The organism is Burkholderia sp. MSMB1589WGS (assembly GCF_001636105.1).
GTDB classification, from domain to species: domain Bacteria; phylum Pseudomonadota; class Gammaproteobacteria; order Burkholderiales; family Burkholderiaceae; genus Burkholderia; species Burkholderia humptydooensis.
In genome coordinates, this window is record NZ_LNJT01000006.1 from 89268 (window position 1) to 105695 (window position 16428).

The following is a 16428-nucleotide window of genomic DNA, read 5'->3' on the forward strand; positions in this document are numbered from 1 at the left end:
CGCATGAACGCCAATCCCAAGTTCCTGTCGGCCGACGCCCGCGTCGACGCCGCCGCCGTCGCCCCGCTGCCGAATTCGCGCAAGGTCTACGTGACGGGCTCGCAACCCGACATTCGCGTGCCGATGCGTGAAATCACGCAAGCCGACACGCCGACGAGCTTCGGCGGCGAACAGAATCCGCCGATCTACGTCTACGACACGTCGGGCCCGTACACGGACCCGGACGCGAAGATCGACATCCGCGCGGGCCTGCCCGCACTGCGCCGGCGCTGGATCGACGCGCGCGGCGACACCGAGGCGCTCACGGGCCTCACGAGCGAGTACGGCCGCGAGCGCGCGGCGGACCCGGCGACGGCCGAGCTGCGCTTCCCCGATCTGCACCGTCATCCGCGCCGCGCGAAGGCCGGCAAGAACGTCACGCAGATGCACTACGCGCGTCAGGGCATCATCACGCCCGAGATGGAATTCATCGCGATCCGCGAGAACCAGCGCCGCGCCGAGTATCTGGAAAGCCTGAAGGCGAGCGGCCCGAACGGCGCGAAGCTCGCCGCGATGATGGGCCGCCAGCACGCGGGCCAGGCGTTCGGCGCCGCCGCGTTCGGCGCGAACGCGCCCGGCACGGACATGCTGGCCGGAATCACGCCGGAGTTCGTGCGCGACGAAGTCGCGCGCGGCCGCGCGATCATCCCCGCGAACATCAACCACCCGGAAACCGAGCCGATGATCATCGGCCGCAACTTCCTCGTGAAGATCAACGCGAACATCGGCAACTCGGCCGTCACGTCGTCGATCGGCGAGGAGGTCGACAAGATGACGTGGGCGATCCGCTGGGGCGGCGACACGGTGATGGACCTGTCGACCGGCAAGCACATCCATGAAACGCGCGAGTGGATCATCCGCAACAGCCCGGTGCCGATCGGCACGGTGCCGATCTACCAGGCGCTGGAAAAGGTCAACGGCCGCGCCGAGGACCTGACCTGGGAAATCTTCCGCGACACGCTGATCGAGCAGGCCGAGCAAGGCGTCGACTACTTCACGATCCACGCGGGCGTGCGCCTGCAGTACGTGCCGCTCACCGCGAACCGGATGACGGGCATCGTGTCGCGCGGCGGCTCGATCATGGCGAAGTGGTGCCTCGCGCACCACAAGGAAAGCTTCCTGTACGAGCACTTCGAAGAGATCTGCGAAATCATGAAGGCGTACGACGTGAGCTTCTCGCTCGGCGATGGCCTGCGCCCCGGCTCGATCTACGACGCGAACGACGAAGCGCAGTTGGGCGAGCTGCAGACGCTCGGCGAGCTCACGCAGATCGCGTGGAAGCATGACGTGCAGGTGATGATCGAGGGGCCCGGCCACGTGCCGATGCAGTTGATCAAGGAAAACATGGATCTGCAGCTCGACTGGTGCAAGGAAGCGCCGTTCTACACGCTCGGGCCGCTCACCACCGACATCGCGCCGGGCTACGACCACATCACGTCGGGCATCGGCGCCGCGATGATCGGCTGGTTCGGCACCGCGATGCTGTGCTACGTGACGCCGAAGGAGCACCTCGGCCTGCCGAACAAGGACGACGTGAAGGAAGGCATCATCACGTACAAGCTCGCCGCGCACGCGGCCGACCTCGCGAAGGGCCATCCGGGCGCGCAGGTGCGCGACAACGCGCTGTCGAAGGCGCGCTTCGAGTTCCGCTGGGAAGACCAGTTCAACTTGGGCCTCGACCCGGACAAGGCGCGCGAATTCCACGACGAAACGCTGCCGAAGGATTCGGCGAAGGTCGCGCACTTCTGCTCGATGTGCGGCCCGCACTTCTGCTCGATGAAGATCACGCAGGACGTGCGCGAGTTCGCCGCGCAGCAGGGCATGTCGGAAAACGACGCGCTGAGGAAAGGGATGGAAGTGAAGGCGGTCGAGTTCGTGAAGAGCGGCTCGGAGATCTATCATCGCCAGTGATCGGCGCACGCATCTCGCCCCGGAAAAGCCCGCCTCGCGCGGGCTTTTTTGCGCGCGCGCAACGGCGCGGCGACGCCCGCCGGGAGGGCGAAACAATTGATTACGAAAGCGATGGGGCTCTAACAAGTCCTTACAGCGCAAAACGGACCGCCCGCGTAGATTTTGAACATGGGCGTCGCGTCCGGCGCGCGCCCATGCGTCTCTTTCACCTGAGGATTGAACAATGAAATCGATTCGGCGTATTGGGGTGTGCGCAATGCTCATCGCGACGGTCGCGAGCCTGTCGGCTTGCGACACGATGACGACCCGACAACGTAACGCAGCAATCGGCGCGGGCATCGGCGGCGTCGCCGGCGCGGCGATCGGCGGCAATGCCCTGTCGACGATCGGCGGCGCGGCCGCGGGCGGCCTCGTAGGCAGCCAGGTCGGCAAGTAAGCCCGCGACTCGGGCGCGCCGCGCAATGCTGCGCCGCGCCGCCCTTGGATGCGGACGATGTGCGGCGCGTTCGCCGCGGCGCGCATCGTCCGGCCGTCTTGCGCAACCGCGCGCGGCATGATTGATGCAACGATTGCGCCGCGATCGTGCGGCGGAAATGATCCGTTACCGTTTCACACAGCGTTTCACACGGGAGCGGTCTAAGCTCGCAAGCATCGAATCCTGCCCCGCACGCACGACTGCGGAATCATCATGAACAAGACCCTTGTCGCCGCCGCGCTCGCGAGCGTCGCGCTCGCCGGCTGTTATTACCCGTACGGCTATTACCCGGCGACCGGCTACTACCCGGCGCCCGTCGAAACCGCCCCCGTGTACGTCGCGCCCGCCTACCCCGCGTATTACTATCCGGCGCCGTCCCTGTCGCTCAATTTCGGCTACTGGAGCGGCGGCGGCCGCGGCTACTGGCGCCATCACTGATCCGTCGCCGCTCGCGCTCGCGCTCGCGCGGCCCGGCCGGCGCGCGCATTCCCGAATCTTGCTGTTTCATCGCGGGCTGAAACGTCGCGCGATAACGCGGTGTAAGATGCTTGGCCGATCCTCCTTCGACCACCCAGTGTCCGATCCTCGATGAACATCAAGAACGCCTTCCTGCTGATCGTCCTCGCCGCGCTGTGGGGCGCATCGTTTCTCTTCATTCGCGTCGGCGTCACCGAGTTCGGCGTCGCGCCGCTGATGGCGCTGCGCGTCGGCATCGGCGCCGTCTTCCTCGTCGCGCTGATGCTCACGCGCTACTCGCCGCGCGAGCTCGTCGCGCTGCTGCGCAAGCACGCATGGCCGCTCTTCGTCGTCGGCCTGCTCAATTCCGCCGCGCCGTTCTGCCTGTTCGCGTTCGCCGAGCTCACGCTGTCGGCGGGCGTCACGTCGGTCATCAACGCGACGACGCCGCTCTGGGGCGCGCTCGTCGCCTATCTGTGGCTCAAGGATTCGCTGTCGCTGCCGCGCGCGCTCGGCCTCGTGATCGGCTTCGCGGGCGTGCTCACGCTCGTCTGGGACCAGGTGTTCTCGCCGCACGGCGCGAATCCGGCGTCGCCCGCGACGGCCGCGCTCGCCGCCGCCGCCGCGCTCGGCGCGACGCTGCTGTACGGCATCGCCGCGAACTTCACGAAGCGCAAGCTCACGGGCGTCGATCCGCTCGTGAACGCGACGGGCAGCATGGTCGGCGCGACGATCCTGCTGCTGCCGTTCGCGCTCGCGACCTGGCCCGCCGCGCCCGTCTCGACGCACGCATGGGGCTCGGTGCTCGCGCTCGGCATCGCCTGCACGGGCGTCGCCTATTTCATCTTCTTTTACCTGATCGCGCACATCGGGCCGGCGCGCGCGATCACCGTCACGTTCGTGATCCCGGTGTTCGGCATCCTGTGGGGCGCGCTCTTTCTCGGCGAGCATGTGTCGTTCGCGATGCTCGAAGGCTGCGCGATCGTGCTGCTCGGCACCGCGCTCGCAACCGGCGTGATCAGACGGATTCCCGGCGTCCGGCCCCAGCGGAACGAGGCGGCCTGACGGCGGGCGGCGGGCGGCGCGGCGACGGGTTCGGCGCATCGTCGGCAAGCCTCGCGCACAGTCACTTTTTTCGCCGGCCATTTGCACATCGATCGCGCCGCCCGGTGAGGCAGGCGGCGCACAATGCCGACGACTGCGCAATCCGTCGCATACGCAGCGGGCTCGCCCGCGAATCTGAACCGACTGGTGAGTCGGAATTGCTTCGATCGACGCGCGCACTGCGCTGCGTCGCGGCTCGGCGGGCGCGCCGCACCGATCGTTGCGGCGCGGCATCCGCTTTTCATCCGCCACGCGACATTGCGACACCGGATTTAAGCGTATCCCCGATGCGCAAGACGCATCGACATTCGTTACACTCGATTAAATTCCCCACCGGAGGCAGAAATGACGCGTTTCGTCTTTCGCCGTGTGGTCCTCATCAGCGCTCGCGCGCCCGTCCGCCGCGCGAGGCGCGCCCTTTGCCGCTCGTCGCGGCGACGCTGACACCATGCCGAAAACGCAGGGGCTCTCCCCCGAAAGCCTGATTTCGCAGTTCGCACGCTGCGACGAAGGCTGGCGTGTGCAATATCACGACGTCACGCTGGCGAGCGCCTTTCAGCCGATCATCTCGATCACGCACAAGCGCGTCGTCGGCTACGAGGCGCTCGTGCGCGCGACCGACGCGAACGGCGCGCCGATTTCGCCGGACACGCTGTTCGCGCGCGCGCAGGCGCGCGGCGAGACGCTCCGGCTCGACCGGCTGGCCCGCTGCCTGCACGCCGCGAACTTCGCCGCGCAGGACACGGGCTCGTGCTGGCTGTTCCTGAACGTGCTGCCGCAGATGTTCGACGCCGACATCGCGCCGCGCGCGTTCATCGAGGCGCTCTGCGCGCACTTCGCGCTGCCGCCGACGCGCGTCGTGCTCGAGGTGATCGAGCAGCCGTCGCGCAACGAGGTCGCGCTCGCCCGCACGCTCGACATGATCCAGCACGGCGACTTCCTGATCGCGGTCGACGATTTCGGCACCGGCTTCTCGAACTTCGACCGCATCTGGCAGATCAAGCCCGACATCGTGAAGCTCGACCGCTCGATCCTCGAGCGCTCGCTCGCGGCGAGCGACGCGCACCGGATCGTCCATCATCTCGTCACGATGCTGCATCACGCGGGCACGATGGTGCTCGCGGAAGGCGTCGAAAGCGAAGACGCGCTGCAGATCCTGATGGATGCCGACGTCGACTTCGTGCAGGGTTTCTGCTTCGGCCAGCCCGATCCGTCGCTCGAGCGCGCGGGCCGCGCCGCGCCGGCGCGCATCGAGGCCGCGTGGCAGCGCTTCGCCGAGCGCGTGAAGGCGCGGCACGGTGACGTCGTGCCCCCCGGCTTCGACACGATCGAGCGCATCGTGCTCGCGGGCGCCGCCGACTATGCGCAGACCCGGGATTTGCGCGGCGCCGCGCAGCGGCTGCTGACGAACCCGATCGTGCGGCGCGTGTTCGTTGCGGAAGCGAACGGCGAGCAAGTGGAGCCGTCGGTCACGACCGAGACGCCGGACGCGCCGGACGCGCCGAGCGCGACGACACGGCGGCTCGCGCCGCTGCTGCCGGAGCTGCATTGCAACTGGTCGCGGCGCGCGTACTTCCAGCGCGCGGTCGCGGCGCCCGGACGCGTCGCGCTGATGGGGCCGCACTTCTCGCTGACGGACGGCCGCGACTGCTACACGGCCGCCGTCGCGATCCCTCTCGGGACGACGCTGAAGGTGTTCTGCGTCGACTTCGATTTTTCGTCATACGGGGACGAGCGGTAGGGGCGGGGGAAGCGCGACGGGAAGCGGCGGCGCGTTGGCCGACGCCTCGGCCCGGGGGCTGCTCGTCAGGCGAGCGGTTCCCGCACGCGAAGCGGACGGGCGAGCAGGCGCGCGGCATCGACGTGCGCGTTTCTGCGTTTCTGCGTTTCCGTGTTTCTCCGCTTCCGCGCCGCCGTCACGCCAGGCGCAGTTGTTATCGTCCGAGCGGCACCAACCGCACGCCTCCCCCGCGCCGCATGCACCGCACACGCACGAGCAAACGCGGCGGGCCGGCCGTTCATTCGACGATCCTGCCGCGCCCGGATTTCACCTCGCTGCGCCGGCTCTTCTCGGCAAGCCGGCGCTCCTTCGACGCGCGCGTAGGCCGCGTCGAGATCCGCTTGCGCGGCGCGACGCCTGCGCTGCGAATCAGCGTGTCGAGCCGCGCGAGCGCGGCCGCGCGGTTCTTTTCCTGCGTGCGGTACTCCTGCGCCTTGATGACGACGACGCCTTCGCGCGTGATCCGCTGATCGGCGCGCGCGAGGAGCCGCGCCTTCACGTCGTCGGGCAGCGACGACGTGCGAATGTCGAAGCGCAGATGAATCGCGCTCGACACCTTGTTGACGTTCTGCCCGCCCGCGCCTTGCGCGCGAACCGCCGTCAGCTCGACCTCGTCCGGCGAGAATGCGTAGCGCAGCGTCATCGCGCGCCCTCCTGCCGGACGCGCAGCGCATCGGCGATCCGCGCGGCGAGGCCGGAGTCGCGCGCCGTGCGCGTCGCGATCGCAAGCGCGAGCACCGAGCGCGAGCCGATCACCTGCACGCGCGAGCGAGCGCGCGTGATCGCGGTATAGACGAGTTCGCGCGACAGCACGCGGTTGAACGACGCGGGCAGGATCAGCGCCGCGTCGTCGAACTCCGAGCCCTGCGATTTGTGGACGGTCAGCGCGAACGCCGTGTCGTGCGGCGGCAGCGCGGCGGGCGCCACCGCGCGCGCGCGGCCGTCCGCGCCGCGGAACCAGACGCGCAGCGCCCCGCGCGCGTCGGGCAGCGCAATGCCGATGTCGCCGTTGAAGAGTCCGAGCGCGTAATCGTTGCGCGTCACCATCACGGGCCGCCCGGCGAACCAGTGCGCGCCGAGCGCGAGCGGCACGCGCACCGCGCGGCGCACCTCGGCCGCGACGAGCGCATTGACCTCGTCCGCGCCGCGCGCGCCCGTGCGCGTCGCGCAGAGCACGCGAAAGCGGTTGAGCACGTCGAAGAGCGGCAACGGATCGGGATCGGGCGCCGCGAGCGCGTCGCGCAGCGCGGCCGCGTAGCCGGCGAAGCCTTGCGCGAGTTGCTCGACCGTCGCGGCCGACAGCGTCGCGCCGCCGTCGTCGCGGAAGCGCGCGGCCGCGTCGTCGGCCGTCGACAACGCATCGAGCGCGTCCTGCACGGCGCCGCGGCGGATCGCGAGCGACAGTCTGCCGATCGGCGAATCGAGGCCGAAGCGATAGTTGCGCTCGAGCCAGACGACGCAGTCGGTCAACGGCGCGGCGGAGGGAACGTCCGGTGACGCGGCCCCGGCCGGGAGCGCCGACGTCGACGCTTGCGGTTCGATATCCGCCTCGGTGCGGGCAGCCGGCGCGCGGCCGGCAGGCGTGCGTGCGCCCGCGCCGGCTGCCGTTGCAGTCGCGGGGCACTGCTCGCCAGATCCGGCATCCGTCGAAGCGCGTTCGGGCGACGAAAAGACCGCATTGTCGAGCCACTCGAGCTCGCCCGCTTCGATCCATGCGGCCGGCTCGGCGGAAGACGCGTCCCACGGCAAATCGGCGGGGATGGCTTCGCCGGCCTGCGCATGCATGTGCGTGGCAGTCTCGATGCCGGGCGCGTCCGGCGAATCCGGCCGGGCACGCGCGGGGAGCGCGTCACGCCGGCTGCGCGTGACGTCGGGCGATGCGCGGCCGTCCCGGTGATCGAGGTTCGGCCTCTCGACGCCCGGCATATCGACGCCCGATTCGTCCACGCCGAACGCGTCTTCATCGTCGAACGCGAACAGCGACCCCTGCGCATCGTCGACGCCCCGTTTCGAGTCTCGCCCGCCGCCGCGCCGGCCCGTGCGCGGCGCCGGCGCGCGCTGAGCGGCGGCTTCCGGCGCAACCTTCGCCGCGGCAACGGCAGCCGTCGATCGCGCGGCGGGCGCCGCCGCGCCGGCCGCCCCGCGCGCCGTCGCGCCGCTAGCGACCGAAGCCGCGCGTGCGTCCGGGCTCACGCCCGCGTTCGCCGCATCGGCCGCATCAAGAACAAATCCGTCCGGCAGCGCCGCCACGAACTCGGCCTCGCCGATGCCGAGCGCGCGCGCAATCGTCGCGCACGTCGCCGAGCTGAATCCGGGACGCGCGCTCAGCTCGGCAAACACCGCGCCCGCCTCGACGGCCGCGAGCTGATCCTTGTCGCCGAGCAGCACGAGGCGCGCGTTCGGCGCGAGCGCGTCGAGCAGGTGCGCGGCGAGCGCGACGTCGATCATCGACGCCTCGTCGACGACGACGAGATCGTACGGCAGCGGGTTGTCGCGGTGATGTGCGAAGCGCCCGCCCGGGCCGCCGCCCAGCAGCCGGTGCAGCGTATAGGACGTGCGCGGCAGACGCGTCGCGAGCTCGGCCGGCAGGCTGCCGGCGCGCGCGTGCAGCGCCTCCTGCATCCGCTGCGCCGCCTTGCCGGTCGGCGCGGCGAGCGCGATCCGCAAGTCCGGGTGCGCGTCGAGCAGGCACGCAATCACGCCGACGACCGTCGTCGTCTTGCCGGTGCCCGGCCCGCCGCTCACGATCGTCACGCGGCCCGTAAGCGCGACGAGCGCCGCGACGCGCTGCCAGTCGACGCCCCGCTCCTTCTGCGGCCCGAAATAGCGGACGAGCCGCTCGCCGAGCGCATCGGGCGCGAGTTCGCCGGCGCCGCCCGCCGCCGCGCCGCCGGACCGGGCGCGCGCGACGAGCGCGTTCGCGAGCCGCGTCTCGTAGTCGAAGTAGCGCGCGAGATACAGCCGGCCGTCGCGATCGACGACGAGCGGACACTCGGCGCCGCGCGCGATGCCGTCGAACGCGGTCACGCCGCTCGCGGCGAGCGCGTCGCGCACGTCGGCGAACGGCTCGTCGTAGCGTTGCGCGAGCGCGCGCAGCGACATGCAGACGTGCCCCGCCGCCGTTGCGCGGCTCGCGGCGAACGCAGCGCGCGCCGCCCAGCGCGCGGCCGCGGCGCTCGCGCCGACGCGGCGCGACAACATCCCGATCCGGCGCGCGAAGCCTTCGGCGAGCGCGAGCCCGAAATCGGCCGGCTCGGGCAGACGGTCCGCCAGGCCGCCCGTCCATGCGAAACGTTCGTCGACCACGCTCATGCGTCCCCCCCGCGCATCAGCGCGTCGAGCGCCTCGATCAGCGCGCGCGCGGGCCGCCGCGCATGCACGCCCGCGCTCGCGCCGCCGCTTCGCCAATCGGGGCGCACGCCGCGCACGAACAGGTACAGGTAGCCCGCGATGTGCGCGTCGTAGTCGTAGCCGCGCATCCGCACGCGCAAATAGCGGTGCAGCGCGACCGTATAGAGCAGCGCCTGCAGGTGATACGCGTGGTGCGCCATCGCGGCGTCGAGCGCTTGCTCGCCGTATGCTTCGGGCGTCGTGCCGAGATGATTCGATTTCCAGTCGACGATCCAGAAGCGGCCGTCGTGCTCGACGATCATGTCGATGAATCCTTTGACGAATCCGGCAAGCGTGCCCGCTTCGAGCGCGACGTCCGGATAGCCGTGCGCGGCGAGCAAGCGCCGCAATGCGTTGAAATCGAGCGCGGGCGCGGGGAACAGGAACGCCATTTCCGTCAGCCGCCGCGCCGGGTCGAGTGCCGCGAGGCGCATGCCCGGCACGAGCTCCGTTGCCGCGAGATCGGCGACGAGCCGCGTCATCATCGCGGGAAGCCGCTCGGCCAGCGCGAGCTCCGCCTCGACCGGGCGCTCGTGCAGCGCGCGCAGCGCGGCGGGCGGCCACGTCGACGCATCGGCGAAATTGCTCAGCTCGAGCAGCCGGTGCAGGCATTCGCCCGCCGCCGCGCCGCGCGGAAACGCGAGGATGTCGTCTTCGGCGGGCTCGCGCGGCGCGGCGGCGGGCGCTGGCGCGATCGCAGCGGCCGCGTCCGGCAGCTCGAGCGCGTCCGCGCCGAGCGCGGCGGCAAGCGCGTCGTGATCGGGGCGCATCTCGTCGTCGGCCGCGCGCGCGACGCCGCTCTCGTCGCGCGCGATCGCCGACGCGAGCGAGCTGAAGCTCGCGATCCGCCACGCGTCGCGCAGCCCGCGCGTCGCGCGCCGCGCGGCTCGCGTCGCACCCGCGTCGTGCCCGGCCGCGAGCGGCTCGCGATGCGCGGGCACCGGCAGCGCGCCGAGCGTCACCGGGCCGCCCGCGAGCGCCTGCCAGCGCTCGGCGAGCTCCGCGTCTTCGGGCGGCTCCTTCAGCCACGCATCGAAATCGCGGCCCGCGCCCGCGACGAGCCAGTTCAGCACGCTGCGCCGCGCCTCCTTCGTCGAGCGCGACGACTGATAGGTCCCCGCGACCAGATAGCACCGATAGACGGCGCGCGTGAGCGCGACGTAGACGAGCCGCGCGCGCTCCGCCGCCTGCTCGCGCACCGCCTCGCGCGACGCGCGCTCGGCCGCTTCCTCATCGCAACCGTAATGCAGCACCGCGCCGCCCGATTCGTCGTGGTACTCGCGCGCGTCGGGCAAGCCGGAGCCGGCCGGCTCGCGCAGCCCGCCATCGTTCAGGAACGGGCAGAACACAATCGCGTATTCGAGCCCCTTCGACTTGTGAACGGTGACGATCTGCACGAGGTTGCGGTCGGATTCGAGCCGCAACTGCGCGTCGTCCCCACCGCCTTCGAGGCGCTGCGCGGCAAGCCAGCGCAGCGTCGGCGCAATGCCCGGCTGCGCGGACGCGCGCGCCTGCGTCAGCTCGGCGAGATGATTGACGTCGGTCACGCGCCGCTCGCCGTCCGGCCCCGCCATCAGCCGCTCGGCGATGCGCAGTTCGTTCACGAGCGTGCGCCACATCACCGCGAAGCCGCGCTCGCGCCATAACAGCCGGTAGCGCGAGAAGCGCTCGACCCAGCCCATCGCGTCGGCGTCCGCCGCAGGGAGCGCCGTCGCGCTCGCCGATGCGGCGCGCGCGCGGCCGTCATTTCCGCCCGCATCGCCCGAGGCGTCTTCGATGCCAGCCGGATCCGCGTCGCCCTGCTCGAGCCGCCAGAGCGCCGCCGCATCGAGCCCGAACCAGTCGGACGCGAGCGCCGAGCGCAGGCGCCGCAGGTCGCCCGGCGCGTCGATGGCCGCCAGCACGCGCTCGAGCTGCTCGGCGTCGAGCGTCGCGAACACCGACGCCTGCGCGAGCTCGACGCTGCCGATCCCCCACGCGGCCAGCACGCGCTTCACGAGGCTGCCCTGCCGGTGCGTCTGCACGAGCACCGCGATGTCGGACGCGGCGAGCGGCGCGCCGCCGAGCGTCGCCGCATGCTCGCGCGCGCCGCGCATCAGCCGCGCGATCTCCGCCGCGCACGCATGCGCCGCGTGCCGCTGCGCGTCGCGCTTCGTCAGCGCGTCATCGCCGGCGGGCAGCGTCCAGACGCGGAAGTCGCCCGCGCCGGCGAGCGGATCGGCTGCGTCGACGAGCGGCGCGCGCACGCGCGAGCCGGCGCGCACCGGCTCGTAATCGAGCCCGTCGAGCACGAACGCGCGCGGGTTCGCGCTGAACACACGGTTGCACGCATCGACGATCGCGGGCGTCGAGCGCTGGTTCACCGCGAGCGTGTAGCGCGCGGACGCCCGCGCGCGCGCGGCGAGATACGTGTGCAGATCCGCCGCGCGGAAGCTGTAGATCGCCTGCTTCGGATCGCCGACGAGGAAGAGCGGGCCGGCGGGCGCGAAGATCGTGTCGAAGATCGCGAACTGCAGCGGGTCCGTATCCTGGAATTCGTCGATGAGCGCGGCCGGATAGCGCGCGCGCAGCGTCTCGCGCAACCACGGATGCGCGTCGAGCGCGCGATACAGGTTCGCGAGCAGATCGTCGAACGACACGACGCGGCGCGTGCGCTTGCGCAGCGCGAGCTCGGCGGGCGCGGTGTCGAGCCATTGCTCGACGAGCGACAGCCAGCGCGCGCGCTGCGCGGCCTCGACCGCGGCGACGGCCGCCTCGAGCGCCTGCGCGACGTCGAAGAACGCGTGGCGCGGCGTCGCGCCGCCCTTTTTCGTCGCTTTCTCGAGCGCGGACTGCGTGAGCTTGAGCGCCGCGCGCGGCAGCGCGGCCACCGCGCTCGCCTGCTCGAAGTGGCGCGCCCACGCGTCGAGCGCCTCGCTCACCGCGTCCGGCTTGTGCGAGCGCTGATTCAATGACGATTGCACGTCGGCAAGCAGCGTGTCGAGCACGCCGCGCTCGTCGCGCCAGATCGCGGCCGCCGTATCGAAGTGCGCGCGCGCGGTGCTTTCCGCGCCGTCGTCTGCCGCGTGCAGTCCGTCCCAGCGCAATCGCGCAAGCGGCTTCTTCAGCCGCCGCGCGAGCTGCGCGTCGAGCGCCGCGGGCCCCGCGCCATATTCGACGAGCCACTCGGCGAACGCGGGATAGGCCGCCGCGACCGGTTCGACGCGCGTTCGCCAGAAGTCGGCGGCCAGCTCGAAGCGCAGCGCGCCGTCGTCCGCCTCCATCTCGAACGCGAACGGCATCGCCGCCGCGAACGGCGCTTCCTGCAGCGCCCGCTGACAGAACGCGTGGATCGTATGGATCGCCGCCTGATCGAATGCGCGCAGCGCGCGGCGCACGCGCTTCGCAGCCGTTTCCGGATCGAGGCCGCGCTCGGGCGCAAGCGTCGTCTCGAACAGGCGCGCGACGAACGGATCGCCGCCGTCGTCGCCCGTGTCGAGTGCATGCGCGAGTTGCGCGAGGCGAGCGCGAATCCGTTCGTGCAGCTCGGCCGTCGCCGCCTTCGTGAACGTGACGACGAGAATCTCGTCCGCGCCGAGATCCTTTTCGAGCAACAGGCGCACGTACAGCGCGCAGATGTTCCACGTCTTGCCGGTGCCCGCGGACGCCTCGATCTGGTTCACGCCGTCGAGCGGGCATGCGAAGACGTCGAGCTCGCTCGACGGCGGGCCGGATTGCGCGGCATGGCTCATGACGCCCTCCGCAGATGCTCGACGAGCGGATCGAACACGAGATGCGCGAGCGCGCCGAACGGTTCGTCGAGCGACGGATTCGCGCCGCGCCACGCGAGCGCGAGCGCCGCGTCGTCGGCCTCACTCGCGACGCGATCGTTGATCCACACGCCCGCCGCCTTCGATTCGCTCTCCGATACGAGCGCCCACGCACTCCTCGGGAAAAACGCGAGCGGCATCCGGCGCCCCGCGCGGAACAGCGCGGCGAGCGGCGCGAGCTGCTTGAGCGGCGCGGCGACGGGCGCGAATTCGAACGTGTCGCCGGAGCCGAGCCACAGCGTGCGGCGCGGCCCGTCGGGATCGATCGTGCAATAGACGAGATGCGCGAGCCACGCGGACAGATAATCGCGCGCGCCCGGCCGCGCGTAGCGGTAGATCACCTGCCCCGCAGCCGTCAGCCGCGCGAGCGCGCCGTGCAGGCGCAATGGCTCGCGCGCCGCCGCCGCGGCGAGCGCGGCGTCGTGTTCGCCGAACCACGGTGCATCGCCCGCCACGGGCCACGCGGGCGCGATGTCGAACGCGAACGGCACGCGCGCCGCGCCATCGGCGAGCGCGCGCCGCACGTTGCCCGCGAGCTGCGCGAGCGCGTCGAGCTCACGGTCGCGCCGCACCGCGCCCGTCGCGCCGCCCGGCACTTCGGGGCTCGCGTCGGCGACGCGCAGCGCATGCTCGAACGCGGCCGCATCGGCCGTCTCGATCAAGAGCGGCAGCACGCGCTCGGCAAGCGCGTCGCTGCCCGCGTAATCGAGCTCGAACGGCTCGGTATCGACGAGCTCCGCCTGCGCGTCCGAGAGCGCGATGCCGAGCCGCGCGCGCAGCAGCGAGCGCGCCGGGTGGCGCCAGAAGCGCTCGAAATCGGCGAAGGCGACGGGCTCCGCGGGCTCGGCCGGCAGCGGTTCCGAAAAGAACGCGGACGCCTCCTCCCGCCCGCCTTCGGCGAGCAGGCGCGCGAGCGTCGCGCGCGACGCGTCGTACGTAAAGAGCGCGCCGCCCGGCGCAAAGTAGTCGGCCGAGAACGGCTGCAGCGGATGCTCGATCACGAACGCGCGGCGCGCGGCGTCGACCGCGGCGGGCGACGCGTCCGGCCCGGCCGCCGCCGTCGCCAGATGGTCGAGCAGTTCGTCGACGAGCGCGGCGGGCGGCAACGGCGCGTTGTCGCGGATGCTGCGGCCCGTGTACGCGATCAGCAGGCGCTCGCGCGCGGCGAGCAGCAGGTCGAGGAACAAATTGCGCTCGTCGTCGCGCCGCTGGCGGTCGCCGAGCTTCGCGAACACGGCCATCAGATCGAACTCGTCCGCGCGCGCAAGGCTCGGCAGCACGCCGTCGTCCATCCCGATCAGGCACACGATGCGATACGGCAGCCCGCGCAGGCTCGTCAGCGACGAGAACGTGACGCCGCCCCACGGCACGCCGCCGCGCGCCGGATCGTCGAGCGCGGCCGCGAGGCCCGCGCGCACGACGGCGGCCGGCAACTCGGCGCCGCCCGCGCCTTCCGCCATCGCGGCGAGCATCGCGTCGAGCGCGTCGCGCACGGCGGATAGCGCGTCGGCGAACGCCGGCCCCGAATCGAAGAAGCGCGCGAGCGCGTCGGCGAACACGTCGCCCCAGCCTTGCGGCGTCAAGTCGCGGGCGATGCGTTGCGCGAAACCGTCGAGGTCGTCGGTGAAGCGCGCGAGCCGGCCGAGCAGCTCGGCCTCGCCGCCTTCCGCGCCCGCGATCGGCAGCCACGCCGAAACAGGCGCCGCGCCGTCGGGCATCGCGTAGCCGAGGAAGAGCCGCGTGAGCGCATCGGCGAACGTGTGGCGCGGCGCGGGCACGGCGGCGTTCGGCGGCTCCTGCGCGTCGGGCGCGAGCCCGCGCCGCGCGCCCGACGCCGCGAGCCACGTCTGCACGGTTTCGAGCGCCGTCGCGTCGATTCCGTAGCGCGCGGCGATCGCGTCGGCGCGCAGCCACTCGACGAGCTCCGGCGCGCCGACGTTGCGCTCGGGCAGCGCGAGCCAGTCGAGCAGCACGCGCGCGACGGGATTCGCCTGCGATGGCGGCAGGCCGGTGATCCGGTACGGAATGCGCGCGGCGTCGGCGCCCGAAGACGTGCCGAACACCGCGTCGATGAGCGGCCCCGCCGCCGCGAGATCCGGCATCGCGACGAGCACGTCCGACGGCGCGAGGCTCGGGTCCGCGTCGAACCACGCGAGGAGGCGGTCATGCAGCACCTCGAGCTGACGCGCGAGGCTATGGCACACGTGCACTTCGACGCCGCGCTCGGCGGGCGGCGCGCCGAGCGCATCCTCGGGCTGCAGATCGAGGATCGCGTTCTGCACGCGCGCGAGCCACGTCGGCGCGGCGTTCTCCGCGTAGCGCGACGCATCGCTCGCCGCCGCGCTCTCGGTCAGCTCGTGCAGCATGTGCAGTTGCGCCTGCGTCTGCCTGCCCCATTCGGCGAGGAGCGGATGGCCAACCTGCTGATAGTCGAGCTGGTCCGCCGCGTCGAGCGACTCGGCGCGCGCGGCCGTGACGATGTCGAACCAGAATTCGCGGCACGGATTGAGCGCATAGATGCGCACGTCGATCCAGCGCGACAGCTCGCGCAACAGCGCGATGTGCAGCGGCGGCATCGTCGGCAGCGCGAACACGCTGACCGCATCCGGCCACTTCGCTTGCGCGCGCGCGATCACGTCGGGATCGAAGGCGCCGGCCTCGCGCAGGAACCGGTGCGCGGGCGGCATCCCGCTGTCGGACAGCTCCGCGAGCAGCGCGCGCCAGAGCGCGGCCTGCCACGCCTCGTCGTCGCGCGCGGCCTCGCCGCCGTGACGCGGCGCGCCTTCGAGCGCGAAGATCGATTCGCCGTCCCGCCACTGCGCGAGCCACTCCGGACGATACGTCAGGTAGTGGTCGAACACCGTCGCGATCCGGTGCGCGAGCTCGTGGCGCATCGGCGCATCGGCCGCGGCCAGATAGGCGGCGAGCCGCGGCGAGCCGCGCCACGGCGCCGCGCCTGCGTCCGACAGCAGCCGGTAGCAGCGCCACACGAGACGATCGGGCGCGAACGGCGAATGCGCGGGCACCGTCAGCACTTCGCCGATCTGCGCCCACAGCCATTGCGCGAGATAGCTGAAGCGCACGTTCGCGCATACGCCGTGCCGCTTCGCGACGTCGAGCTCGAGCCGCCGGCGCAGCGCCGCGCTCGGCACGATCACTTGCTGCGCGGCCCAGGGGCCCGCGCCGTCCGACGCGAACGCAAGATCGTCGAGCAGCGCGTCGGCCAGCGTTTCGTGGCGGTTCGAGTAGAAGAGATGGAGCATGAAACCAGGTGAAGGACGCCGGGCGGACGCCCGGCCAGTCGAGGAGCCAAGGATAGCAAAGGGCGGCGGGCGCGAGAACCTGGCCGATCGGCCGATCCGGCGCGCGCCGCGATCGCGCGGCCCGTCTTGCGCCCGCGCGGCGGTCGGAGTCCGAACGCCGCACGCCCTGCCCCGAAACGCGGCTTTCGCGACGCGGAAATA

Annotated in this window: 9 protein-coding genes; 5 read left to right on the forward strand and 4 right to left on the reverse strand. The window is 71.7% G+C overall.

Annotated elements, in window-relative coordinates; all coding sequences use genetic code 11:
* Window positions 1–3: 3 nt before the first annotated feature.
* From thiC to WT16_RS02820, 5 genes are all read left to right on the forward strand, one after another.
* A complete protein-coding gene (gene thiC, locus WT16_RS02795; protein ID WP_063532663.1) occupies window positions 4–1950 on the forward strand; it encodes a phosphomethylpyrimidine synthase ThiC in 1947 nt (648 codons plus the stop codon).
* A 223-nt stretch (window positions 1951–2173) separates the two neighbouring features.
* On the forward strand, window positions 2174–2386 hold the full coding sequence (locus WT16_RS02800) for a glycine zipper 2TM domain-containing protein (protein ID WP_006026268.1): 213 nt from the start codon (window positions 2174–2176) through the stop codon (window positions 2384–2386).
* Between the two features lie 252 nt (window positions 2387–2638).
* A complete protein-coding gene (locus WT16_RS02805) occupies window positions 2639–2863 on the forward strand; it encodes a hypothetical protein (protein ID WP_006026267.1) in 225 nt (74 codons plus the stop codon).
* 150 nt (window positions 2864–3013) lie between these two features.
* Window positions 3014–3946 carry a DMT family transporter gene (locus WT16_RS02810; RefSeq protein WP_006026266.1) on the forward strand — a complete coding sequence of 311 codons (933 nt, stop codon included), beginning with the start codon at window positions 3014–3016 and terminating at the stop codon, window positions 3944–3946.
* A gap of 487 nt (window positions 3947–4433) precedes the next feature.
* Window positions 4434–5726: an EAL domain-containing protein gene (locus WT16_RS02820; protein ID WP_063532665.1), complete on the forward strand. Its 1293-nt coding sequence runs from the start codon at window positions 4434–4436 to the stop codon at window positions 5724–5726.
* A 277-nt stretch (window positions 5727–6003) separates the two neighbouring features.
* On the opposite strand, the gene arfB is transcribed toward WT16_RS02820, so the two are convergent.
* The 4 genes from arfB to recC are packed head-to-tail and all read right to left on the reverse strand — an operon-like array spanning window position 6004 to window position 16227.
* Entirely contained in the window at window positions 6004–6408 is a 405-nt protein-coding gene (gene arfB, locus WT16_RS02825; RefSeq protein WP_006026263.1) for an alternative ribosome rescue aminoacyl-tRNA hydrolase ArfB, read from the reverse strand.
* Window positions 6405–9077: an AAA family ATPase gene (locus WT16_RS02830; protein ID WP_063532666.1), complete on the reverse strand. Its 2673-nt coding sequence runs from the start codon at window positions 9075–9077 to the stop codon at window positions 6405–6407. Before WT16_RS02830 ends, arfB begins: the two co-directional genes overlap by 4 nt.
* The gene (recB, locus tag WT16_RS02835; RefSeq protein WP_063532667.1) at window positions 9074–12886 is read right to left on the reverse strand and encodes an exodeoxyribonuclease V subunit beta; all 3813 of its coding nucleotides are present in this window, start codon (window positions 12884–12886) and stop codon (window positions 9074–9076) included. The genes WT16_RS02830 and recB overlap by 4 nt, the downstream gene beginning before the upstream one ends.
* Window positions 12883–16227: an exodeoxyribonuclease V subunit gamma gene (gene recC / locus WT16_RS02840; RefSeq protein WP_063532668.1), complete on the reverse strand. Its 3345-nt coding sequence runs from the start codon at window positions 16225–16227 to the stop codon at window positions 12883–12885. The genes recB and recC overlap by 4 nt, the downstream gene beginning before the upstream one ends.
* Between the last annotated feature and the right edge of the window lie 201 nt (window positions 16228–16428).